General features: G+C 69.8%; 23 protein-coding genes. 9 read left to right on the forward strand and 14 right to left on the reverse strand.

What is annotated here, in order from left to right; all coding sequences use genetic code 11:
* Positions 1-22: 22 nt before the first annotated feature.
* The 9 genes from ACFYXE_RS00450 to ACFYXE_RS00490 all read right to left on the reverse strand — a co-directional run bounded on the left by ACFYXE_RS00450 (position 23) and on the right by ACFYXE_RS00490 (position 7,071).
* The gene (locus ACFYXE_RS00450) at positions 23-1,249 is read right to left on the reverse strand and encodes a hypothetical protein (RefSeq protein WP_389307611.1); all 1,227 of its coding nucleotides are present in this window, start codon (positions 1,247-1,249) and stop codon (positions 23-25) included.
* Complete coding sequence (locus ACFYXE_RS00455) at positions 1,246-1,530, reverse strand: type VII secretion target (protein ID WP_361165338.1); 285 nt, start codon at positions 1,528-1,530, stop codon at positions 1,246-1,248. The genes ACFYXE_RS00450 and ACFYXE_RS00455 overlap by 4 nt, the downstream gene beginning before the upstream one ends.
* 307 nt (positions 1,531-1,837) lie before the next feature.
* Positions 1,838-2,932, reverse strand: a complete 1,095-nt coding sequence (locus tag ACFYXE_RS00460) for a hypothetical protein (RefSeq protein WP_389307613.1) — start codon at positions 2,930-2,932, stop codon at positions 1,838-1,840.
* Positions 2,929-3,603 carry a hypothetical protein gene (locus ACFYXE_RS00465; protein WP_389307615.1) on the reverse strand — a complete coding sequence of 225 codons (675 nt, stop codon included), beginning with the start codon at positions 3,601-3,603 and terminating at the stop codon, positions 2,929-2,931. Before ACFYXE_RS00465 ends, ACFYXE_RS00460 begins: the two co-directional genes overlap by 4 nt.
* A 149-nt stretch (positions 3,604-3,752) precedes the next feature.
* On the reverse strand, positions 3,753-4,358 hold the full coding sequence (locus ACFYXE_RS00470; protein WP_389307617.1) for a hypothetical protein: 606 nt from the start codon (positions 4,356-4,358) through the stop codon (positions 3,753-3,755).
* On the reverse strand, positions 4,355-4,981 hold the full coding sequence (locus tag ACFYXE_RS00475) for a hypothetical protein (RefSeq protein WP_389307619.1): 627 nt from the start codon (positions 4,979-4,981) through the stop codon (positions 4,355-4,357). The genes ACFYXE_RS00470 and ACFYXE_RS00475 overlap by 4 nt, the downstream gene beginning before the upstream one ends.
* Positions 4,968-5,339 (reverse strand): hypothetical protein, encoded by a 372-nt coding sequence (locus ACFYXE_RS00480; RefSeq protein WP_389307621.1) that lies wholly within the window; start codon positions 5,337-5,339, stop codon positions 4,968-4,970. Before ACFYXE_RS00480 ends, ACFYXE_RS00475 begins: the two co-directional genes overlap by 14 nt.
* 158 nt (positions 5,340-5,497) lie before the next feature.
* Positions 5,498-6,763 carry a hypothetical protein gene (locus ACFYXE_RS00485; RefSeq protein ID WP_389307623.1) on the reverse strand — a complete coding sequence of 422 codons (1,266 nt, stop codon included), beginning with the start codon at positions 6,761-6,763 and terminating at the stop codon, positions 5,498-5,500.
* Between the two features lie 11 nt (positions 6,764-6,774).
* Positions 6,775-7,071 carry a hypothetical protein gene (locus ACFYXE_RS00490; RefSeq protein WP_361165359.1) on the reverse strand — a complete coding sequence of 99 codons (297 nt, stop codon included), beginning with the start codon at positions 7,069-7,071 and terminating at the stop codon, positions 6,775-6,777.
* 658 nt (positions 7,072-7,729) lie between these two features.
* On the opposite strand from ACFYXE_RS00490, the gene ACFYXE_RS00495 reads away from it, so the two are divergent.
* The 5 genes from ACFYXE_RS00495 (at position 7,730) to ACFYXE_RS00515 (ending at position 12,231) form a co-directional block, all read left to right on the forward strand.
* Positions 7,730-8,065 carry a hypothetical protein gene (locus tag ACFYXE_RS00495; protein ID WP_389307625.1) on the forward strand — a complete coding sequence of 112 codons (336 nt, stop codon included), beginning with the start codon at positions 7,730-7,732 and terminating at the stop codon, positions 8,063-8,065.
* Positions 8,062-9,492, forward strand: a complete 1,431-nt coding sequence (locus ACFYXE_RS00500) for a putative T7SS-secreted protein (RefSeq protein WP_389307627.1) — start codon at positions 8,062-8,064, stop codon at positions 9,490-9,492. Before ACFYXE_RS00495 ends, ACFYXE_RS00500 begins: the two co-directional genes overlap by 4 nt.
* A 130-nt stretch (positions 9,493-9,622) precedes the next feature.
* Positions 9,623-11,020: a hypothetical protein gene (locus ACFYXE_RS00505; RefSeq protein WP_389307629.1), complete on the forward strand. Its 1,398-nt coding sequence runs from the start codon at positions 9,623-9,625 to the stop codon at positions 11,018-11,020.
* Positions 11,017-11,628: a hypothetical protein gene (locus ACFYXE_RS00510; protein ID WP_389307630.1), complete on the forward strand. Its 612-nt coding sequence runs from the start codon at positions 11,017-11,019 to the stop codon at positions 11,626-11,628. The genes ACFYXE_RS00505 and ACFYXE_RS00510 overlap by 4 nt, the downstream gene beginning before the upstream one ends.
* Positions 11,629-11,634: 6 nt before the next feature.
* Complete coding sequence (locus ACFYXE_RS00515) at positions 11,635-12,231, forward strand: hypothetical protein (RefSeq protein WP_389307632.1); 597 nt, start codon at positions 11,635-11,637, stop codon at positions 12,229-12,231.
* Positions 12,232-12,271: 40 nt separating this feature from the next.
* On the opposite strand, the gene ACFYXE_RS00520 is transcribed toward ACFYXE_RS00515, so the two are convergent.
* The 4 genes from ACFYXE_RS00520 to ACFYXE_RS00535 form a co-directional block, all read right to left on the reverse strand.
* A complete protein-coding gene (locus ACFYXE_RS00520; RefSeq protein WP_389307634.1) occupies positions 12,272-13,186 on the reverse strand; it encodes a hypothetical protein in 915 nt (304 codons plus the stop codon).
* 87 nt (positions 13,187-13,273) lie between these two features.
* Positions 13,274-14,305 carry a hypothetical protein gene (locus tag ACFYXE_RS00525; RefSeq protein WP_389307636.1) on the reverse strand — a complete coding sequence of 344 codons (1,032 nt, stop codon included), beginning with the start codon at positions 14,303-14,305 and terminating at the stop codon, positions 13,274-13,276.
* Positions 14,296-14,979, reverse strand: a complete 684-nt coding sequence (locus tag ACFYXE_RS00530; protein ID WP_389307638.1) for a hypothetical protein — start codon at positions 14,977-14,979, stop codon at positions 14,296-14,298. The genes ACFYXE_RS00525 and ACFYXE_RS00530 overlap by 10 nt, the downstream gene beginning before the upstream one ends.
* A gap of 161 nt (positions 14,980-15,140) precedes the next feature.
* Positions 15,141-15,896, reverse strand: a complete 756-nt coding sequence (locus ACFYXE_RS00535; protein WP_389307640.1) for a hypothetical protein — start codon at positions 15,894-15,896, stop codon at positions 15,141-15,143.
* 373 nt (positions 15,897-16,269) lie between these two features.
* On the opposite strand from ACFYXE_RS00535, the gene ACFYXE_RS00540 reads away from it, so the two are divergent.
* Entirely contained in the window at positions 16,270-16,911 is a 642-nt protein-coding gene (locus tag ACFYXE_RS00540) for a hypothetical protein (protein ID WP_361165389.1), read from the forward strand.
* Positions 16,912-17,038: 127 nt separating this feature from the next.
* On the opposite strand, the gene ACFYXE_RS00545 is transcribed toward ACFYXE_RS00540, so the two are convergent.
* On the reverse strand, positions 17,039-17,914 hold the full coding sequence (locus ACFYXE_RS00545; protein WP_389307643.1) for a S1 family peptidase: 876 nt from the start codon (positions 17,912-17,914) through the stop codon (positions 17,039-17,041).
* A gap of 855 nt (positions 17,915-18,769) precedes the next feature.
* Here ACFYXE_RS00545 and ACFYXE_RS00550 point away from each other — a divergent pair.
* From ACFYXE_RS00550 to ACFYXE_RS00560, 3 genes are read left to right on the forward strand one after another with little or no spacing between them, the layout of a single operon-like run.
* Positions 18,770-19,489, forward strand: coding sequence for a hypothetical protein (locus ACFYXE_RS00550; RefSeq protein WP_389307645.1), 720 nt, complete (start codon positions 18,770-18,772; stop codon positions 19,487-19,489).
* Positions 19,490-19,506: 17 nt separating this feature from the next.
* Positions 19,507-20,343, forward strand: a complete 837-nt coding sequence (locus ACFYXE_RS00555; RefSeq protein ID WP_361165398.1) for a hypothetical protein — start codon at positions 19,507-19,509, stop codon at positions 20,341-20,343.
* A complete protein-coding gene (locus tag ACFYXE_RS00560; protein WP_361165402.1) occupies positions 20,340-21,650 on the forward strand; it encodes an ATPase, T2SS/T4P/T4SS family in 1,311 nt (436 codons plus the stop codon). The genes ACFYXE_RS00555 and ACFYXE_RS00560 overlap by 4 nt, the downstream gene beginning before the upstream one ends.
* Positions 21,651-21,673 lie beyond the last annotated feature (23 nt).

Below are 21,673 nucleotides of genomic sequence, written 5' to 3' on the forward strand. Positions count from 1 at the left end.
TGGCTTGGGGTGGCTGGGAGGCTCAGTGTGCGAGCGCGGTGTGGAAGGGCTTCGGTGACGGTGTGGGGGACGGCTGAGGGGAAGGGCGCGGTGTGGGCGGGACGGTGCCCTGCGGCATCGGCTTGGGGTCGCCGGGGTCACCGGTCGCCGCCCCGTCCTTGCCCGTGAAGATCTTGTACAGCGCGCTGCCGAGGCTTCCGGTCTTGATGCCCGCGGTGATCCGCTCGCCCTCCAGAACAGGCTTGCCGGCCTTCTTGAGCACGAAGTTGACGCCCTTGACCGCGACACCGTTGAAGAACTTGTCCGTGACGCCGGCCATGGCGCCCGAGCCGCTGAAGCGCAGTCCCCGGAGCTTGGACAGGCCCTTGAGCCCCTTGAGGGCACCGAAGCCCTTCAGGGCTCCGAGTCCTGGCATGACGCCCAGGACGTCGAGGCCGAGCTTGAGCAGATTGAGCTTGCCGCCCCTCGCCGTCATGTCATAGGCGTGGCCTGCCAGCGCGGCCGCACTGGTGATGACCGCGAGTGCGGTGAAGACGGGCAGCAGCACTTGAAGAGGTGGCACAAAGGCGCAGATGACCGCCAGGATGGAGAAGATCGCCGACAGATTGGAGAATCTGTCGGTCCAGTCGGCCAGCCAGTTCATGAATCCACCGGGGTCCCGGACCCCGTCGTGGTGAATGATGTTCTTGATGTGCTTGGCGGCCGCACTGGCGGCGTCGTCCCGGATCTCCTTGGCGCGGTCGATCTCTCGACGGCAGTCGCCCAGGGTGCTGAGAGCCGCCGAACGCTTCCTGGCGGCCTTCTCGCGCTCGGTGTCGGACATGTCCGACGGGGTTTTGGTTCCGGACGGTTTGAGCTGACCGTCCGTGTCGCCGAGGTCGGCCTCCACGGCACGGAAATTCTGGAGCGCCTTGTCCGCGACCTTCTGGGCGCGGTTGAGCTCGCTCGCGTACTCCTTCGACTCCCCGCCGTCGACGACCTTCGTGCCCAGGGCCTTGGCGGCCTCGTCGTAGCGCTCGAACGAACGCTTCAGGCGTCCGGCGGTTCCATCGGCGATCTCGTGGAACGCGCGACCGGCCTCGCTGTCCCAACTCTCCACGGTGGAGAGCGCCTTGATGTTCCGCGCCTGTTTGTCTATCTCATCGGCCATGTTCCGCAGCTTCTTGCCGAGCCGCGCGACTTCGTACGGGTCGCCGGGTACGGGGTCGCCGCTGTGCAGGGGTTCCCAGTCGCTCGGACGCGCAGTCACTTCTTGCCCTTCTTGGCCTCGGCGCGGGCCTTGCGAAGGGCCTCGGCCAGCTCATGATCGACCTTGTCGTACGTGTCGGCCGCGGTGTCGGTGAACTTGGCCAACTGCTCGATGTCCTTCATGAGCTTCTTGCGCGTCTTTTTCCAGGTTTCCGAGAAATCATCGAATACGTCGCGAAGTTTCTCGCTGCCCAGCGCGGTGTCGTATCCGTCTGCCGGGTTGCTGTTTCCCTTGAACTCGCGGTGAATCCTGAACAGTGAGTCCGAGCAGTCCCTGATCATGTCCAGGTCTGCCCTGGTTCTCCCACCCATCATTTCCCCCGTGTGCTGTGCGGATCGTTGTTCCGAGGACGCCTGTCACCCCTGCAGGGAGTCAAGTCCGACAGATCGACGTTATCTGTGCCGATGCCGCCGTCACCAGTTCCGAAAATGGGTCAAGGAGACGTATGCGGACGTAGTGTCATCCATTTCGACGTGAAGATATGGCGCATCTCAGGTCGGCCGACGATCGCCCCACGGATGAACCCCACCACCGCTTGTCGCGATGGTGGGGCCCTGTGCGTCACGGCGCGTGCTCTTCGGCGTGCGCTCAGCGGTTGACCGACTGGACTTCCTCGACCGTGATGTCCTGCGTGACCTCGATCGTGCCGTCGGGCATCTGGACCGGGGCGTCCTGGCCGGTCCCCGTCCAGCTGATCTCCCAGGTGAGGGAGGCCTTCAGCGGGAATGTGGCACCGCCGGAGGAGCGGCCGTAGACGATGCCGCAGGGCGGCGTCTCCTTGGCCTTGCCCTTCGCGTACGGCGCACCGATCTTGCCGTCGACTATGGGGCACTCGCCGCTCGCGGGAATCAGCCTGGCGTCGCCGGCGCCCGGTTCGAGGGTGAGCGACTTGGGCTTCGCGGTCGTCGTCGCCTCGATGTGGAAGCCCGGGACGTCGACGGCCGCCGTCGCCTCGACGTCGTCGAAGGCGGCCTTGTCGAGCCAGGCCCACGTCGGCAGGTTCACCTTGGTGGTGCCGTCGGGCGCGAGGGAGACCTTGGTGTCGGGCAGCTGCATGCGCTGGTAGGCCAGGGCCGCGAGCATCTCCGGCTTGATGGCTTCCTCGTGCTGGGGCGGCGGGGGCTCGCCGTTGTCGACCCAGAAGGGCAGGTCGGTGCAGGAGTTCCGCTTGAGGTAGTCGGGCTCATCGGGGTTGGGGACCCCGGCCCAGAACATCCCCTCGCCGTCCTTGTCGACGTTGTAGTCCTTGTAGCCGGGGGTGTCCGCCCAGCCGTAGTCGTCCTCGTAGTGCTGCTGCGTCTGCGCGAGCGCGGCACCGGCGTGCCCGGTCATGCCGGGTGCGCCCATGGCGTCCTTGAGTTCCTTGGTCATCTTCTTCTTGAACTCTTTGGCGCCGTACATCGGGGCGTACCAGCAGGGCGGGGGAGTCCAGGTGACGTCGGCGGAGGCGACGTTGCCACGGCCGCCGCCCTTCGCGACGGCTCCGCTGTAGCGAATCTCCGCCGCGGCGTAGATGCCGGTTGCCCCGTCGCCGCCGCCCTCTTGCCGGGCATCCCCGTGCTGCCCGCCCTTGCCGGTGTCCACCGGCTCGGCCACGGCGTGGGGCGCCGTCACGACGAGAGCGCCGATCGCGAGGGCAACCGCGGTGCCGAGCCGGCGGTTCGTGCGTCGTGATCTCTTCACCGGCACTTCTCCGCCTTCGTCTCGACGGACACGTTGGAGGCCTGCCAAAGGCCCTTGCCCGTGGGGTGCTTGACCATGATGACCTTGTAGAAGGCGAAGTCCTTGGCGCTGGGCTCCGTCTTGAGGATCTTCCCCGTCTTGACGTCCTGGCCGTAGAACTTCCCGGTGTCGGCGCAGAAGGCGACCTCGACCGAATCGCCGTTCGGCGCGGACCGTGTCGTGGCCTGGTAGTGGCGGCGAGTGCCGTTGCCGGTCCAGCCGCCCTTGATCCACTCCTTGATCTGGACTTGGCCGTAGTGAAGGCCTCCGCCGGTCGCATAGGCCGCCAGGGCCGCGTCCTTCGTGGTGCGCTTGTCCACGCCCCGGTAAATGGCCCGCAGGAAGTTCGCGGCGTCACTCATCGCCGCCGCCTCGTTCTTGTCCTTCGGCTTGTTCCAGTCGAAGACGAGATTCATGCTCTTGGGCAGGGAGACGTCGACGCCGTCCGGCTTGTCGGCCGCCGGTGCCCCCGAGGGGTTCTCCGACTTCTCCGGCTTCGCCGAACCGTCGTCGGCTCCGGCGATCTTGTCGCTGTCCTTGGACCCGCCGTCGTCCCCGCTGCCGCATGCCGTCAGAAGCAGGGCGGCGGTCGCGGCGAGCGCGGCGGTGGCGTGCAGGGTACGGCGGTTCACGGTCGGCTCCCGGTGGGGCGAGGGATGTCTCCAGCGTGCCGACGTTAACCGTGGGTTGTGGGAATCGCCAGGGTCGAAAGCGGGACGACTCCGCCGAATTCAGCAGACTGTCACCGTGTCGTGACGGAGGCCGCTCCGGCGATCCCGGCTCATGTGTCGAGATTGACGAACAGGCTCCGGGCGAATGCGTCGAACTCCTCGATGTGGGAGGTGATCCAGCCGATGTCCTCACCGACGGTCCGCACGATGACGTCGATGCCGAGCGAATCGATGCGCCAGGCGTAGTTCACCGAGACGCACATCTCCTCGGCCTTGGCGGCGACGAAATAGCGGATGGAGCGCCTGCCGCGGCCCAGGCGCTCCGTGTCGAAATCGATGACCTCGGGATCCTGGACCGCCCCCGGCTCGTGCTTCTGGACGAGTTCGTCGAGCGTCGCCTCGACCTCGCCCTTGCTCTCGCCCGCGTGGACAAGGAAGGTGAGGAACTCCCGGCGCGGGTCGGGGACGTAAAGGAAGAGCTGGTGCACGGGAATGGCCCGGGGCACCTGCTCCGCCACGGATTCCAGCTCGAACGCCAGCATCTTGACCTGCTTCTTGTCGACCGGTTCGTCGTCGACGAGGCCCCAGAGCAGCTCGGAGGTGCGGCGGGCCCATTTCTTGCGCTCTCGTGCCGCGCCGCGCCCTTCGCCGGGAAGCGGAACGGCGGGCCACACCGCGGCGTCGCTGTCGGTGTCGAGGGAGAAGGTGACAGTCACTCGGTCCTCCAGCGGAACGTGGTCATGACGGCGTCGAAGAGTTCTACGAGAATCTCGGTGAAGTCGCTTTCGGGGTTGCCGTCGCCGAGCGTGCTGAAGCTGACGACGACCCAGCCGGAGTCGGTGCCGCTCGAAGGTACCTGCACGAGGTAGTCCACGTGCTTGGACGGCGCCTCGACACCCTTCTCGACGTCGGCAGGCATCGCCCGTTCCTTGCGCACCGCGGCGGAACCGTCGACCTCGACCGGCTCGGAATCCGCGGAGCCCGCGAGCAACTGCTTCAGCACGTCCTGGCGGCCGACCCCGTCGTGCTGTGCCGTGTCGAGCTTGGTGACGATGATGGAAGCGGCGATCAGGTATCCGTGCATGGGCTCCACGGGGAGGTAGAGATCCACGCCGTCACGCTGGCGTGCCTCCTTCACCGAGGTGTTCAGGCGCCGGTAGAGCTCGAGCCGGGCCTCGGCCACCTTGTCCCGCGGCAGATCTCCCGATACCCGTTCCGCCGCCTCGTCGACGATCTTCTTGACCGCTTCTTGCGTCCCGTCCCTGAGCGGGATCCGCGCCCACCCCGGCGGGATCACGAGGGTGTAGCCGAAGGCGTTCCTGGTGTCAGCCGGAGGCATCGCGGCGGCTCCTTCGTTCGAGCGCCCCGTGGACGAGTGTGAGGGCGCCGGGCAGCAGCGGGCCGACGAGCACGACGGGATGGTGGTGCATCAGCAGAAGCAGCGGGGCGAGCTGGGCGAGCCCACCCCCGGCGAAGTAGAGGGTGAACTCGGGGCGCCAGCGGCCGCGCCGACGCAGGACGACCACGCCGGCCGAGAGCACGGCGACCGCGAGCAGCGGCAGCGCCTGCCCCGGGACGCGGAAGACGGCACTGAGCGAGTCGGGCAGGGCCTTCGAGTCGATGAGGACCCCGCCGATGATGGCGACGACGAGAAAGGCGAGCGGGGTCACGAGGACGATCCGCGCGTTCCTGATCACTGCCCGGTCCTCGGGAGGAAGGACAGCGGCGGTCCCGGCTGCTGTGTTGTCGACCATGTACGAGGCTCCTGATTCCGTGCTTCGCGGCCCGGGCCGGCGAGGGACCACCGGCGCGGGCACCCTGGCCGGAGACAGCCGGTCCGCACCGCTGATCGTGCTCACCATGCGGACTGGGCCTGCCTGACTCCGTGGCCGGCCTTGAAGTCGTTGTACGCGTCCCAGCTGGGCTTGTGCGGGAGGCCGAGCCCGTCGCTCGCGGCGTTCAGGGTGTCATTGTCGCCGAGGAGCTTGTCGCCCCAGTCCACGGCGGTGCCCGCGTACGCCGACCCCATGGCGACGCCGTAGGCCGCGTTGCCGCCCGCCTTGGTGCCCTGCGAGATTCCCTCGCCGAAGAGCTTCTTGTTCGCGCTGATTCCCTTGCGCAGCGCCGCGAGCTCGCTGTCGCCCAGGTGCGCCGCGGTGGCCAGCCTTCCGGGGGGCGGCAGTTCCTCCGCGACCTTTCCGGCGCGTCCGGCGATTCCCTTGCGCAGGGCGTTCATCTCCTGCCGGATGGCGGTCTTCGCCGTGTCGTCGCCTGCGGCCGCCAAGCGGTTGGCCAACTGGTTGCGCAGCCCCTTGGTCGCCGCGAGGCCGCCCTTCAGCTTGGTGACGCGCTGCACGGTCGATGCGGCCCGGGTGGATTTGCTCGCCACCTTGAGTCCGGCCATGGCGCCCCGGCCGAGACCCATCGTGAGCAGTCCGAAGGCGTCGAAGGCGACATCCATCAGGGTCGCCTTGCCGGCCGCCACCAGGAGCAGGCGGCCCAGCACGACCGCGACTCCCAGACCGATGACCAGGAGATTGAGCCCTGGGACGAAGATCGCCACGATGGCCAGCGCGGTACCGACCCAGCTGAGGACGTCGAGGAAGAGCTTGAACCCGTCGGCGTGCTCCTTGGCCCAGGCGACCAGGTTGTCCCAAGGGCTGTCCTCCACCGCGTCGTCGATCGCGTCCAGGATGTTGCCGCGCGCCGTCACCGCGTGACTGTTGAAGTGGGACCTGGCCACGGAGAGGTCCCGCTTCGCTTCCTTGACCTTCTCCTCGTCCTTCTCGTCGGCCTGTGCCTTGGCGCGTGCCTTGCCGGCGAGGTGCTGCGCGTGTTCCAACTCCTTGGCCCACGCATTGAGATGACCCGAGACCTTCTCGTAGCGTCCCTTGGTCTTCTCGAACCGTCCGGCGAGCTCGTCCGACTCGTCCTTGAGGCTCTTCGCGTACTCGCCCTTGATGTTGTCGTCGTCGCCCAGCTGGCGGAGCTTCTTCACCTGACGGGACAGAGTCTCGGCGATGTCCGAGAGCCGCTTCGCCTCGGTACGGACGGCCTGGGGGTCGCCCGGAGTCGGGTCGGAATCGGCAATGGGGGACCAGTCGACAGGACGGCCAGCCACGCGCATCTCCCTTACTTGTTCTGCTTCTTGCGTTTGTTGGCCTCTGCCAGCTCTTTGTCGAGCTTCTTGAAGTTCTCGATCGACTGCTCGACGAGCTTCCCGACCTTCTCGATGCTTCCGAGGAGTTCCTTGCGGTGGTCGTCCCAGTTGCCGGTGAAGTCGTCCATCGCGCCGGAGACGAACGGCGATCCGTACTCCTCCCGCATTCCTTCCTGGTGTCCGGTGCAGCCTTTGAACTCCTTGCGCACCGTCTCCAAGTCCTTCTTGATCGTGTAGAGGTAGTCGTAATCCACACCCAAGTCGGTCATGGAACCTACTCGCGCTTCTCTCGCTGGGCCGGGTCAATAGGGGGTCGCTCGGCAGGGCAGGACCTGCTCCGAACGGCGACCCTATCCAGGCGATACGGGCCGCGGCCAGGCGTGATTCCAGGGCAATAGGTGACATTCCGACGGACTGTCACCGTGTTGTGACGCGGAATCGAGTGACCCTCCGGAGGGAATTCCTCAAAGATTCAAGGGCTTCCTGAGCTCTCGAACGCGTTCGCTGTCGGCACCCGGTCCGAGAGGTGTTCGCATACCTTTCGCAGCTTTCGCGCGCCGGTCGAAGCGTTGTCGCGGCGCGCCCCGAGGAATTATCTACAGGAATGTAGAAGCAGGCCGGGGTATGGGGGTGGGGGGAATCCGTGCCGAGGGTCAGAAGGGATTTCGACCCGGTAGTGCCCGCCCGGCCGACGGGTGACGACCGGCGCTTCGGACATGGATCCGTGCCGGTGCGCGTCTTTCGCCAGAAATGCTTCGACGGCGTCCTGCTGGAGGTCCATGTACGCACTGTCTCAGGGGTGTTGTCCGGAGGTGCCGGGTGGGGCCCGCGTGTCATGGGAGCAGGAACGGGCTGCCGGTCGCGCGGGTGGCGGTGATAGCTTCGATCTACATACGTGTAGTAGCAGTCGGGGTGGGGGGAGCCGCTGTGGGGGACCAGGAAGCGGACATCGAGAGGATCAGGGAGTGCGCCAGGTCGCTGAAGCGCATCCATGACACCTTCCAGAAGCGGAGCAATCCCGCTGACGGGTACGGCACCGGTGAACTCGGTTCGCAGCTCCTGCTGGACACGTTCGACACCTTCGGCGGCAACTGGAAGATCCACCGGAAGAAGCTGACCGAAGAGCTGCGGTCGCTGCACGGGATGACCAAGGCGGCGGCGGACGCGTACGAGAAGATCGATCACGAACTGGCCGAGGCGCTGCGGCGCAGCGACGGGCAGGCCCGGGAGGAAAAGCGTGCCGGGAAGCAGGCCGGCACGTGACGGCCCGTCGCCCCGCCGCCCACCGCTGGAGCGTTCTCGACGAGTCCGCGGATCCCGTTCCGGGAGATCCCGAGGAAGTGGCCCGGCTCGGGCGCGAGTTGCGGCGTACCGCCGAGGCGATCGACAAGGAGGCCCGCGAGATCAAGGCGCTGGCGTCCGTCGAGAACTGGAAGGGCAAAACGGCGACCGAGTTCCGGGGCTCGGCCGAGGGTGCCGGGGACAAGCTCCGCAAGGCGTTCAAGCGGTACGACGAGGCCGCGGACGCGCTGGGGACCAGGGTGGTCGACGGAGTGTGCGGCACCGAGTACGCCTCGGAGCTCCACCGGGCCCAGCAGATGGCCGACCAGGCGTTGCAGGACGCGGAGGCCGCGCAGGGCGAGGGTGCCGCCGCCCGGCGATCCCTCGACGGGCAGCCGGACGACACCCCGAAGGACGACCCGGACACACGGAAGTACGAGAAGCAGAAGGAGCAGGCGGCCACTGCCCTGGAGGGCGCCAAGAAGGCGCTGGGTACCGCCAAGGCGATCCGAGACGCGGCCGAGAAGCGGGCGGCGGACGCGATCCACGACGTCATCGAGGGAGACGGGCTCAAGGACGGCTGGCGGGACAAGTTCAAGAACTGGGTCCATGAGAACGCCGGCTGGCTCCGGCAGATCTCCGCATGGTCGGGCCGCATCGCCCTGTGGGCCGGTGTGGCCGCGCTGGCCCTGGGGTGGATCCCCGTGATCGGGCAGGCCATCGCCGCGGTCGCCAACGTGATCGCGTTGGCCGCGAGCGTGGTGGCCCTGGCCACCGACCTGGTTCTCGCCCTGGGGGGCGAGGGCAGTTGGAAGTCGGTGTTCCTCGACGCGGTGGGCGTGGCCACCTTCGGGCTCGGACGCGCCGCCATGGCCGGGGCGAAGGGTGCGGCCGCCGGAACCAAGGCGTTGGCGCGCAGCTCGCTGGCGAAGAAGGCGCTCGCGTCGGGCATGAAGCCCAACAAGGCCTGGAACCTGGCCAATCGGGGAGCGCAGGGCTCCGTCCGGGGCAAGGGCGCGGCTGAGGCCATGGCGAACATGCCCAGGGGAAAGCTGCCGAGCTGGAGCAACCTCAAGGAGGGCTTCAGCCCCACGGCCATGACCCGGGACACCGTCGACGGCGTCAAGTCGGTCAGGAACGCCTTCTCCGGCCAGGGCTGGCGCGACGGTCTCAGGGGCATGGCGCCGCCGAGGTCGGCGGGGACGCTGGACCCCGATCTGGCGAGGACCGCGGCGGACCTGCGGGGCATCGCCCCCGAGGCCGCGGGCATGCCGAACGTGAGCGGCGCGCTGAACAACTTCACCGGTCAGACCAACGTCTGGACCGGGGCCACGCTCACCGGCGTCGCCGCCGGGACGGAAGGCGTGTACGGCCCGGTGACGTCCCTCGTGGATTGGACCACGGGATGACGCCTTGCCCTGCTCGCCCGTCCGCACCCGCTGGCCTGTCCCCTTTCCTCTGCTTTCCTCCCCGTTCCTCCGATCCCCTCCGAACCGGAATGTCTCCCCTCCTCTCCTCCGAACCGAAATGCGCCCCCGTATGAGCACCGACCCCGCCGCCCACGGCACCGGCAGCCCCGGCCCGCGCCTCCGTACCGCCCTGCCGGAGCCCGCTCTGCGGCCCCGCGCCCAGCGGGGCCCCGGCGTGGAGCTGAGTCATCGGGCCCGGCTCTTCGTGGAGGAGCGGGCGCACGGGCGCGAGCTGGTGCTGCGCAACCGTCGCGGCACGCGCCGCCTCCCGGTCGGGGGCGAGCCCGGGAGCGGCGGAGTCAGCCGGGCCGTCTTCGTCGACGCCGGGGGCGCGGACGCGGAGCGCATGGGACCGCCGGTCCCTGGCTCCTGGGGAGAGCTCCAACTGCAGGACGCCAAAGGGGCGTTGCTGGGCCGGGTGGTGCTCGACGACTGGCTTCCCGAGGCGGACGCACTGCCGAAGCGATCCGTGCACGGAGCCCAGCTTCTGAGCCGCACCGGCGCGGCCGGTCTGCTGGCGGCCGCGCATGTTCCGCTGCACACCGTGCGGGACGGAAGCGATCCGCTCGTGGCGCCGCGGCCTGGAGGCCGCGCGGGTGCCACCCTGTCGCCGGGCAGCCCCTTCCCCCTCTGGTACTGGGTGGTGCGCGGCCTGGCGGCGCTCGTCTGGTTCGCCACGTTCACCGTGCTGGTGTTCACCGGCACCGCCCGTCCCTGGCTCGTGCTGGTCTCGGCGGGCGCGGCCCTCGCCGCCCCGGTGGCCCGCCTGGCGCTGCGGGGCTGGACCCGGTTGCGGCTGGGTCGCCTGGCCCCCGTCGCCGTGACGGCACGCATCGCTCCCCGTCCCGCCCCTGGTACGGGTGCCACGGTCCGGTTCTGCCGGAGCACCGAGTTGTGCGTCCAGGAGCACGACCTCGTCCTGAAGGACTTCTCGGGGCAGGAGCACTGGCTGCCGCGCCGCGGGCCGCACGCCGTGACCGCGCTGATGCTCGTACGCGACCGGTCGGGTCGGCCCCTCGGGGTCGAACTGCGCGGACCCGACCAGCAGATCAGGGCCGTCCTGCCCTGGGAGCTGTGGTTCGGCGCCGACGACGGGGGCTGGGCGACGCTGCGGAACACCACCGGTCTGACGGCGGGCGAACGCCGGCTCACCGGCAGGGGCAGCTGGCCCAAGGGACCGGCGCTCGGCCTGCGCGTGCTCCCGTCGTCCGGGAAGGAGGCGCGCGCCATGTCCCGCTTTCCGGTCACCCTCGTGGGCGTCTCGTCGACGGCGGTCATGGCGCTGGGCTCGTTCTTCTCCGTCGTGCAGGGGACCCGGCTGCTGGACACGCACGCCACCGCGGCCTGGTCGGCGATAGCGATGGGTGCCATCGGCGGGGCGCTGCACCTCTTCCCGTACGCGATCCATCAACTGCGCGGCAGGTTCGTGCTCGACCGGCCGGCGCGAGAGCAGGTGACCCCGTCGTGACACCACCGGAGCAGATGCCGGCGGCCGTCCCGCCCCGCGACTACCGGCTGCTGCTGCCGGACGGTTGGTTCAGGATCCTGCTGGAACCGGACGAGAGGGAGCGGGCGGTCGCCGCACTCGTCGAGCGGCAGTTCCACGGCATCGACGATGCGCCCCACCTCAAGGACGAGTTGCGCAAGGACCTCCGGGCCCGCGCGGCCAAGGCGTATCGCAGCGGCGGCATCGAGCTGTACCTGAGTCTCCAGCAGGCGGGCCCCTTCACCGTTCCCGCCTCGCTGCTGGTCACCCTCGCGCCCCTGCCCCACGCGGAGTCGCTGCCGCTCGACGCGCTGGCGCAGGTTCTGGGAGCCGAGGGGCCCGAGGGGCAGGAGGTCGGCGTCGAGGAGTTGTCGTCGGGCCCCGCGGTGCGGATCAGGAAGCGGGTGGCGCAGCGGCGCGACGACTCGGTCGACCGTGCGTACTCGTCCACCACGGTGGAGTACCACCTCCCCGTGCCCGGGGCGACCGCGTTCCTGCTGCTGTCCTTCTCCACGCCACTGGAGCCGATCGCGGACGCGATGGTCGGCCTCTTCGACGCGGTGGCCGACTCGCTGACCTGGACGGAGTGAGACCCCATGGCCGACAGGGACGACCTCGGGAACATCGGACTCGAATGCTCCGAGGACTGGGTGCCGCTGCCCGTCGCCGGCACCATCGACCTCGACCCCTGGGCGGAGCAGCAGGCCCGTGACCTCGTCGACAGATACGCGCGGGACGGCGAGCGGGGGGATCTCCGGCTGCTGGCCCGCGACCTGAGGCGGGTGGCCGCCGACAGCCGTACGCGGGAGCCGCTCGGCGCCTTCGCCTGGTACCTGAGCGGACACCGGACCGTGGCCGCGGTCCTCGAACTGGACGCCATCCACCCCGACGCCACGGTCCCGGTGATCTCCCTGCCGTGGCTGGCGGAGCGGATGTGCGCGAGCGACTTCGGGGAGCCGGACGTCCGCGACGTCCGGCTCCCCGTGGGCGAGGCCGTCCGCATCCGCCAGAACGTCATCGGCGAACGCAAGCGCCTCCTCGGCCCCCGTCCGGTGATCCGCACGCTCCTGCACGGCATCCGCCCCACCGGGACGGAGGCCGCCCTCACGATGTACGTCTCCTGGACCGAACCCGTCCTGGACGAGCCACTGGAACAGATCGTCGACGCCATGGCACGGACCCTGTCGCTGTGACCGGCCTGTTCCGACCCCGTTCCGGTACCGGATTCAGACGTCAGAAGTCGTCCGGATGCTGCTCCGCCAGCTCCACTTCGGCGCCATCGGAATCCATGATCAGTTCCAGTTCGCAGGCACCGAAGAACGAGTCGAACCGGCTGGGCGGGAGGACTTCGACCCGGTAGTGGCCGCAGGAGCGGCGAGTAATGACAGGGGCCCCGCAGTCCGGGGCTCCGGCCCGCGCCGAGACGAGAAAGCCGTCGACGGCGTTCCGCTGTCCCGGGGTGAGTGCGTCCGGCGGGACCAGGTCCAGGGGGCCTGCCAGGTGCCGGGTGAATTCCGGCCGGACAACCGTCTCCAGCCTGCACCAGGACCCGTCGCCAAAGGCGACCTTGACGTCTCGCCCGTGCCGGAAGTCCCGCTGCTCGACACGGCTGATCGTCGATCGAGGCGTCTCCCAGAGGACCTCATCCTCGATGAGCCCCTTGTCCTTGTGGACGGGTAGGCCGACGAGAACCACGCGACGGTCCGTGACGATCGCGTGGGTGCGGCAGCGCTCCGGTGCGGGGGAGCGATCAGGATCCAACTGCCAGGGCAGGGTGCGGGCGATGGTGCCGGGGGCGGCCCATACGACCGGAAAGTCCTCGACCTCGTCGGGGCGGTCGATGGACGTCACCGAGCCGGCCCTCGAGGGCGACGGGCCGCTGCCACCGCCCCCGGTGAGGAAGCCCATGAGGGCGGCGCCGAGGGCCGCTGCGCCGCCTCTGCCGATATTCCGTGTCAGCGAGCCGCCCGCTGACCGGGGAGCATAGACGGGCCCTTCGGGCCAGCCGGGAAGGTCGTCCTGGATGTCCCGCCGCTCGGTGTCCCGGAACCAGCGCATGCCGGAGACGGGCATGGCGTGGCCCGTCGCAAAAGTGACCGGGGTGCGGGCCAGGAGGATCTCGTCTGCTTCGGGCTGCCAGATCCTCATGTTCCTGCGAGGGGCCGTTCCGTTGTCATCCTGCCTGTCCCTTCTGCCGATCCGTCGATGCCCTGCGTGTGCCTGCCGGACCACACGTCACCGATTCACCGACTGAATCTCCTCGACCTTCACGGCCTGGTCGTTGCCGTACTCGCCGTCGGGGAGCGTGCCCTGGGCGCCGCCGGTGCCCGTCCATGTGATCCGCCACGTCGCCGTCGCCTGCAAGGCGTACGTGCCCGTGCCCGAGGAGCGCTGGTAGACGACGCCGCACGGCGGGGTCTGTCCCGCCCTGCCCTTCGCGAAGGGCTCGCCGATCGAACCGTCGTCGTTCAGCTCGCACGTGCCCGACCCCGGCAGGAGCTCGGCGTCGTCCGTGCCCGGCTTGATGGTGAGGGACACGGGCTTCGCGGTGGTGGTCGCCTCGATGTGCAGTCCGGGCGCGTCGAGCGAGGCGGTCACGGACACGGGCTTGAACTCGCCCTTGTCGAGCCAGGCCCAGGTCGGCAGGTTCACCTTGGAGGCGCCGCCGGGGGCGAGGCTGACCTCGGTGCCGGGGACCTTGATCTGCCGGTAGGCGAGGCCCGCGAGGATTTCGGGGCTGATGACGTTCGGCACGTCGGGCGTCTCACCGTTCTTGACCCAGAACGGGGGCTCGTTGCACTTCTGCTGTTCCTCCAGGGTGGCGTCCGGGCTGAACTGCGCGCCCCACCACATCCCCTCTTTCTCCTTGTCGATGTTGTAGTCGTCCTCCGCGTAGCTCCTGTTCTCGTCCGACATGTCCTTGAGCGCGTCCCGGGGAGCGTCGGGGTCGTGTCTCGCCCCGAAATACAGCCGGTCACGGAATTCCCGGAACTCGGTCGCCTTCCACTCCGGTGCGTACCAGCACGGCGGCGGCGTCCAGCTGGGGTCCACGGAGGTGATGGCGCCCGACCTTGATGCGCTGCCGCCCGACTTCGTGTAGCTGACCCGCGCGACGGCCCCGATGGTGTCCTTCTTCTTGGTGGCCGACGTACTGCTGTCGCTGATGCCCGGGTCCTCCCCCGCGAAGGCCGGTCCGCCGACGGTCAAGACCAGTGCCGCCCCCGCAGCCAGGACGACTAAGTGCTTCCGTGCGCCGCTCACCTGCATTCCCCGGCCTTCTCCTTGACCTGCACCTTGTGTGCCCGCCACAGTCCGTTCGTGTTCTTGGACGGCTTCATGAGCACCTGCCACGAGTAGTAGTCACTGATGCTCGGCTCGGTGTGGTGCACCTTTTCCGTCTTCACCTCCTTGCTGAACAGCTTGCTGCTGTCGCTGCAGAAGGAGACGACGGCCGACTTCTTGTTCTCCGCCTCGGAGACCTTGGTGCGCGTGAAGCGCATTTCCCCGCTGATGCTGAGGCCCTTGTCGACGCGCTGCTTGATCTGGTCCCTGGCATAGCTCTGCGCGGGGCTCTGCAGTTCGGAGTAGAACTTGTACGCGCTGTCGTCGGCGTTCTGCTCGACGATTCCGTACCGGATGGACCGGACGAAGTTACGCGCGTCATTCACGGCCGCGGTCTGGTCGGGACCGGTCGTGGTGGCCTGATCGAACACGAGACTGACGTCCCGGGGGAGCGTCATTTTGGGGCGGTCGATCTTCGGGGCGTCGCTCCTGTCCGCCCGGGCGGAGTCGCTCGGCGCACCGGATCCGGTCTCGGCCCCGGCGATCCTGTCCTTCCCGCCGCCCTCGTCGTCGCCGTCACCCCCGCATCCGCTCAGGAGCAGGGCCGCGGCGGCCGCCGCCGAGGCGGCGGTCAGGGGAAGGGTGTGGCTGCGATTCACGTGGGACTCCCGGTGGGGCGACAGTTCGACAAGCCATCCGAAGGTACTGAAGGGGCCGGGGCCGTGCCAGGGCCGTCCGCGCGGGTGGCCGGTGTGCGGCGTCCCGCAACGGCCGTGAACCGTCCCCCACTTCAGCTTCGCCCCCTGCGCCTTCGCCCTCGCTACTTCAGCTTCGCCCCCTGCGCCTTCACCACCGCCGGTGCGACCTCCGCGTCGCCGGGGCGGCCCTGGGTGAAGGCCATGCCGTCGACCGCGAAGTAGACGGCGAGCGTGTCGCCGTGGCGGACGAGGCGGGTGCGCATCGTGTGCGTGACGCCCTGGTACTTCGTCGTGGCCCTGAACGCCGTCGCCCCGTCCGTGCCCGACGGCGCGGTGCCGGGCTCGCGCGCGATCGCGTCGTACGCGCTGCTGCTGCCGCCCGACTTCGCGGTGAAGCCCCCGGCGCACGTGCCGATGGCCTTCGTGACCTCGGCCAGGGTGGACTTCGCCGCGCCGTCCGCGTACCCGGCGAGCGTGACGTACGTGAAGGAGCCGACCGACTTGCCGCCGGGCGCGGCCACCCGCGTGACCTCCGCCTCCGCCGTGCCCGGAGCGAACTGGTTCATCGCGTACGCCAGCGGCGCGCACTCCGCCCTGTCGACCTTGATCCGGTCCCGGGACGTGGCGAACGCGTACTCCTGGTCCGGCTTCCTGATCTTGAACCCGCTCACGTCACCCTCGGCCAGCACGGCGCTCTTCAGCTCGGCGGCCGGGTCCGGCGCCTTCTTCTCGGGGGCCGCGGCCCGCGTCGACCCGCCGTCGTCCGGCGCGTCGGAGCCCGCGCAGGCGCCGAGCGCCGCCACGGACAGGGCGGTGAGGACGGACAGGGCGAGGCCGGTGCGCGTCCGCCGGCTGGAAGGGCGCGTGGTGCGACGCATGGGGGGACTCCCGGGAAGACTGTGGGACGGGTGAGGTGTACGTGAGGTGTGCGTGAGGCCTGCGTGACGGGTGGGGCCGTACGACCGGGCACTGTACCCGTGGCGCCGCGGGCCCTCACGGCCGCCGTCCGCCGGGTTCGCGGCCATGTGGCTTGATACGTGCGGGTGTTGGGTGGGGGACGTACAGGTGTCGGGCGGGAGGGGATGTACGGGTGTCGGGCGGGGGAGGCCGGGCGCGTGAACGAGGGGATCACGTGCGTACGAGAGGTTCCGGATCCGCTCGTGCCGCGCCCGCCGGCCGCCCCGTAGGCTGACCGGCCGGAGACCGATCAGAGCAGGGACGGTCGGAGCAGGGACGGAGAGGGTGCCGGCCATGGCCCGCTACACAGCACCGCAGACCATCGCGCGCGGCGGATTCAGCATCAAGGTGCCGGAGACGTGGTGGGAGTTCGACGTGCGGCCCGAGTCGCGCGACGCCGCCATCCGGCAGATGATCAACGACCGGGTCCGCGCCCGCCCCGAGCTGGCTCCGCACCGCGACACCTTCGAGGTCTTCCTGCGCAAGGCCGCGAAGGACGCCTGGCAGTCCGGCGCGCTGTACTGCGGCTGCATGGCGGAGAGCTTCGGCGGCGACACCCCGGTGACGGGCTCGGTCACCGTCTCCCTGGTCGGCGCCCGCACGCCGGACGGCGACGTGCTCCCCACCGACCCCGAGCGCATCGTCGCCCAGCTCGGCGTGCGCGAGGCCAGGCGGGAGGGCGACGCCTGGCGCAAGGTCACCACGGTCGACATCCCGGGCGTCGGCCTCGCGGCCCGCACGCACGGCATCGAGGACGTCTCCGTGCCGGGCGACGAGCGCACGATGCGTGTCGTCCTGATGCAGACCTTCATCCCGGTCCCCGGCCAGGAAGGCAAGGTCGCCCTCGTCTCCGGCAGCAGCCAGGTCCTCGACCTCGCGGACTCCTTCTTCGACATCTTCGACGCGGTGACCTCCACGTTCCGCTTCGAGGAGTAGGGGAGGAGGGGAGTACGAGAGGAGTAGAGGAGTAGGAGAGGAGCGGGGGAGTCGGGCCGCGGCTGCCGGTGCGGTCCGGGGCCGGGCGCGCGGGCGCCCCGGACCGCACCGGCAGGTCACCGGACCGTCAGCGGCGGTTCAGCGCCCGCTTCACCTTCTTGCCCGAGGGCGACTCGTCCAGCGTCTTCCACAGCTTCGACGAACTCAGCGAGGTGTAGACGCCGGGTGCGCCCTGCGCGCCGCAGCCGTCGCCGTACGAGACGACGCCGATCAGGATCGGCGCCTCACGGCCGGGGACCTTGCGGAAGATGGGGCCGCCGCTGTCGCCCTGGCAGGAGTCCTTGGTCTCCACCCCGGCGCAGAAGTTGACCTTCGCGTCGTACTCCTTGTAGCTCGTGCGGCACTCCGCGTGGGAGAGGATCGGGACCTTCACCTCGCGCAGGCGGTCCGGCGTGTGGGTCAGGTCCGTGTCCGTGTTGCCCCAGCCCGCGACCGTCGCCTTCTGGCCCGGGCGGATCAGCGCGTCGGTGCCCTGCGTGGGGAGCGCGACCGGCGAGATGCCGCGCACCGGCTTCGCCAGCTGGAGGAAGGCCACGTCGTAGGCCTCCTTGCCCTTCAGGTAGCGCGGGTGCACGACCACGCCGCCCTTGGCGATGTCCCGTATCTGGCCCTGCTTCTTGGTCAGCACCGTGCGGCCGACGGCCACCTGCAGCGACTTCGGCCGGACCGGCTTGCCCGCGTCGTCGACGAGGCAGTGCGCCGCCGTCACGACGGTGTCCGCGGTGACCAGGCTCGCGCCGCAGAACTGCCGGTCGAACGCGCTGCCCTGGCCCTTGGACAGCACGGCGGTCATGAACGGGTAGGCGTCATTGGGGACTTCGGTGCCGCCGATGATCGCGTGCGCGGCCGGGGCGGACGTGGCGACCATCGCCAGGGCGGCGGTCGTCGCGGCCAGACCGGCGGCCGCCGAGGTCCTGCGCGTGGGGGTTCTCTTGAAACGCATGGGGGGTTGCTTCTCTTTCGTACGACAGGAATTGCGGAATTCACTCGGCGCGCGAAAGGTCCGTACCAGAATGCGGTCAACGGGGGCGACCTGAAAGGCATTTGGTCGCCCGTTCAACGATCCCGCACGGTTTCCCTCGCGCTGAAATGAGAGAGGGGCAATGCGGCGCGCGGGTTCATTCCGGCGTACGCCCCGTTCCCGGTCGCCCACCGCCCACCGCCAGTTGCTCGCCGCTCGCCGCTCGCCGCTCGCCGCCCGCGCCGGCCCACTGTCAGGTGTCCACCGCCCACGGCCCACCGCCCACGGCCCACGGCCCACCGCCCACGGCCCACCGCCCGCCGCCCCGGCTCCGGTTGCGTGGGATGTGGGGAGGAGTGGCAGGTGTTCGGTGGGGGTGGCCGCGACGGGACTGCGGCCTGGCTGCGGCGACGCGTGGGGCGGGTGGGAACCGGCTCGGCCCCCGCCTGCGTCCTCCCCGGGGCCGACGGACCACGGCATGCGGTGCGTCACGTTCCGCGCCGACGGTGTGGGAACCGTGTGGAAGCGGCCACCGGCGGCCCGTCCGCCCACAGTTGTGCAAAGTGTCCCTCTTCGCGCACGCACACAATTGCCCCTCCCTGCGACCCGGGAACGGCATCGGAACCAGGGGTCGCGGATTGCGCGTGGATAACGATGGGAGGTGTGAGCTTCGCGATCTTTAACGCGCCTTGAGGGGCTTATGTGCTGCTGATACGGTGCGATGACTTGACACTCGGCCTGCGGCTGAATAGCCCGCCTGATACGGGCGAGAGGGCCATGAGTGTCGTAAATGATCGAAATTGACCGAATCTTCTTGGGTGTGCGGGGAGCAGTTGCGTGAAGATCCAGGAGCGTACGGGGGCGGGCAACAACCGTTCTGCCGCACCGGTTCAGCCGGGGGTCGGTGAGCGGCTTCCCGCGCCGCCTCGCGAGCGCAAACCGGCACTGGCCGCCCTTGCCGTCCTTCTCATCCTCGTCGGCGCGCTCGGCGCCACCGTGCTCGTGCTGCGCGCCGGGGACCGGATCGAGGTCGTGAAGGTCACCCGGGACATCCAGGCGGGCGAAGCCGTCGAGGAGGGCGTGAACATCACCGGCGTGATGGTCGCCGCCGACGACTCGATCAACTACGTCAAGTGGGAGCAGCGCGGGGTCCTGTCGCGGCTCAAGGCGAAGAGCGCCATCCCCAGGGGCGCCGTCGCCGTCGGCGAGATGTTCGCCAAGCAGCCCGCCCTGCCCGCGGGCAAGGCCTCCGTCGGCCTCTCCCTCAAGGAGGGCCAATACCCCTCCGACCTGAAGGCCGGCGACACCGTCTCCGCCTTCCCGGTCGTCTCCAGCACCTCCACCGGCAAGGGCACGAGCGGCAGCGGTTCGACCTCCGGCACCCCGCTGGTCGCCGCCGCCAAGGTGAACACCATCACCGACAAGAGCGACGCGACGGTGAGCACGGGCAACCAGAGCATCACCCTCCTCGTCCCGCAGGAAGAGGTCGCCGCCCTGGCCAGCGCCGCTTCCGAGGGCAAGGTCGTCGTCGCCCGCGTCTCCCCTGACAACAACTAAAGGCGAGTACAAGAGACATGGCGCTCATCGCTCTCGCCGCCGACAAGGGGTCTCCCGGCGTCACCACCGCCGCCGTCGCGCTCGCCGCCGTCTGGCCGCGGCGCGTCCTGGTGGCGGAGACCGACCCCGCGGGCGGCGACCTGGTCTACCGCAGTGCGGCAGCGCACGGCGGCCCGCTCAACCCCAACACCGGCATGCTCTCCATCGCCGCGACGGCCCGCCGCGGCCTGGTGCCCGATCAACTCTGGGACCACACCCAGCCGTTGAGCGGCGGCCTGGAAGTGCTCGTCGGGCTCGGCATCGCCGAGCAGGCCGCCGGGCTCGCGGGCCTGTGGCCCACCCTCGGCCGCGCGTTCGCGCAGCTCGCCGACTCGCCGCAGGCGCCCGCCGACGTGATAGCGGACTGCGGCCGGATCAGCGGCGACGGGCCGGTCGTCGAACTGTTCCCGCACGCCGCGCTGGTGCTGCTCGTCTCGCGCACCGAGCCGGAGGCCATCGCGCGCGTCCGGGACCGGGCCGCGGCCCTCGCCGCCAAGCTGCACGGCGGCCCGCGCGGCGCCGCCTCGCTGGCGCAGCCGCTCATCGGCGTCCTGCTGATCGCCGACCCGGCCACCTCCGGCAAGCTCGTCCACCAGGTCAACGACATGCTGATGGCCGCGCAGACCGGCGCCCGCGTCGTCGGCACCCTCGCCGACGACCCGGCCGGCGCCGACCAGCTGGCCGGGCGCCGCCGCGGCCGCCTCGACAAGTCGCTGCTCATCCGCTCGGCCCGCAAGGTGACCGTCGACCTCTACCAGCAGTACGGCGCCGCCTGGACCAACCCGGTCGCCCAGCAGCCCGGGACGGGCCGATGAGCACGGCCGTCGACCACCAGCTCGTCAAGCGGTTCCGGCAGGACGCCGGTGACCGCATCGCCGAGCAGCGCCGCCTGGACCAGGTCTCCGGCGTCACCCCGATGTCGGGCGAGGACGAGCGGCACTACGCCCGCGCCGTCATCGCGCAGATCCTCGAGGAGTACGCGCGCGCCGAGATCAACGCCGGGCGCACCCCCCTCGACGCGGAGACCGAGGAGCAGTACGCGGCCGCCGTGCACGCGGCGCTGTTCGGCGTCGGACGGCTGCAGCCGCTGCTCGACGACCCCGAGGTCGAGAACATCGACATCAACGGCTGCGACCAGGTCTTCGTCGGGTACGCCGACGGCCGCGAGACCAAGGCCGACCCGGTCGCCGAGACCGACGAGGAGCTCGTCGAGCTCATCCAGGTCCTCGGCGCCTACTCGGGCCTGTCCTCGCGCCCCTTCGACTCCGCGAACCCGCAGCTCGACCTGCGGCTGCCCGACGGCTCGCGCCTGTCGGCGGTCATGGACGTCACGCGCCGCCCCGCGCTCTCCATCCGACGCGCCCGCATGGGCAAGGTCTTCATGTCGGACCTGGTCGGCAACGGCACGCTGACGCCGGAGGTCGGCCACTTCCTGGCCTGCGCCGTCCGGGCCCGCAAGAACATCATGATCGCGGGCGCGACCAACGCGGGAAAGACGACGCTGCTGCGCGCCCTGGCCAACGAGATCCCGCCGCACGAGCGCCTCGTCACCGTCGAGCGCGCCCTGGAGCTCGGCCTCGACACCTTCGCCGACCTGCACCCCAACGTCGTGGCGTTCGAGGAGCGGCTGCCCAACTCCGAGGGGCAGGGCGAGATCTCGATGGCGGAGCTGGTACGCCGTTCGCTGCGCATGAACCCCTCCCGCGTCATCGTCGGCGAGGTGCTCGGCGACGAGATCGTGACGATGCTCAACGCCATGTCGCAGGGCAACGACGGCTCGCTCTCCACGATCCACGCCAACAGCTCCAGCGAGGTCTTCAACCGCATCTCGACGTACGCGCTGCAGGCCTCCGAGCGCCTCCCGATCGAGGCGAGCCAGATGCTCGTCGCGGGCGCCGTCAACTTCGTCGTCTTCATCCAGCGGCGCAACAACTACCAGTCCGGCGGCAAGCTCCAGCGCATGGTGACCTCGGTCCGCGAGGTCAACGGCGTCGACGGCCGCGTCCTGTCCAGCGAGGTCTTCGCGGAGGCCCCCGACGGACGGATCGTCGCGCACGCGCCGATCGCCTGCATGGACGACCTGGCCGCGTTCGGCTACCGCCCCGCCGGGCAGTGGGGGTGAGCACCATGACCGCACTCGACACG

Origin of the sequence: Streptomyces sp. NPDC002564, assembly GCF_042889645.1 — a bacterium.
GTDB lineage: Bacteria > Actinomycetota > Actinomycetes > Streptomycetales > Streptomycetaceae > Streptomyces.